The sequence below is a fragment of the Micromonospora sp. NPDC000442 genome, assembly GCF_042898635.1.
In the GTDB taxonomy this organism is placed as follows: domain Bacteria; phylum Actinomycetota; class Actinomycetes; order Mycobacteriales; family Micromonosporaceae; genus Micromonospora.
Map to the genome: position 1 here is coordinate 1 of NZ_JBIAYZ010000061.1, position 1,062 is coordinate 1,062.

Below are 1,062 nucleotides of genomic sequence, written 5' to 3' on the forward strand. Positions count from 1 at the left end.
GTGGTGTTGGCGCCGGTTGGTGTCGACCGTGATCCGGGTGGGTTGCTGCGGGTGGTGGCCGAGCAGCGGGTCACGGTGTTGCAGGTGGTTCCGACGCTGTTGCAGTTGTTGGTGGATGAGCCGGGCTGGGCCGGTTGTGATGCTTTGCGGTTGGTGGTGGCCGGTGGTGAGCCGTTGTCGGCTGAGTTGGCTTCTCGGCTGCCGGTGCCGGTGTGGAATGTTTATGGTCCGACCGAGTGCACGGTTGATGCGACTGTGCAGGTGTGGGATCGGGCTGAGTCTGGTGGTCCGGTGCCGATTGGTGGTCCGATTTTCAATACCCGTGTGTTCGTGTTGGACGGGTGTTTGCGGCCTGTGCCGGTGGGCGTGGTGGGTGAGTTGTATGTCGCTGGTGCTGGGGTCGCGCGTGGCTATGTGGGTCGGGCCGGGCTGACTGGTGAGCGGTTCGTGGCGTCGCCGTTCGTGGTTGGTGAGCGGATGTATCGCTCGGGTGATTTAGCGAAGTGGACTGTTGACGGCCGGTTGGTGTTTGTGGGCCGGGCGGATGAGCAGGTCAAGGTTCGTGGGTTCCGGGTTGAGCCGGGTGAGGTCGCGTCGGTGCTGCTGGAGCATCCGGATGTTGCGCAGGCTGCGGTTGTCGTCCGGGAGGACGTGCCGGGTGACAAGCGGTTGGTGGCCTATGTGGTGGCTGCCGAGGCGGCCGGGTTGCGGGAGTTCGTGGGGCAGCGGGTGCCGGAGTACATGGTGCCGTCGGCGGTGGTGGTGCTGGACTCGTTGCCGTTGACGGTGAACGGGAAGTTGGATCGGCGGGCGTTGCCGGCGCCGGATTACGCGTTGGGCGTCAGTCGTGGTCCGGTGTCGGTGCGGGAGGAGATTCTGTGTGGTGTCTTCGCGCAGGTTCTCGGTGTCACGTCGGTCGGTGTTGCGGACGACTTTTTCGCGTTGGGTGGGCATTCCCTGCTTGCGGTGCGGTTGGTGTCGCGGGTGCGGGCGGTGCTGGGTGTCGAGTTGCCGTTGCGGGTGTTGTTCGAGGCGCCGACCGTCGCGGGTCTGGCGACCTGG

At 65.5% G+C, this 1,062-nt stretch carries 1 protein-coding gene; it reads left to right on the top strand.

The genetic code is table 11. The features are described 5' to 3' along the window. Positions 1-3: 3 nt before the first annotated feature. Positions 4-1,062, top strand: a 1,059-nt coding sequence (locus ACFY2A_RS30540) for an AMP-binding protein (RefSeq protein WP_387176810.1), incomplete at its 3' end; no start/stop codon positions are given.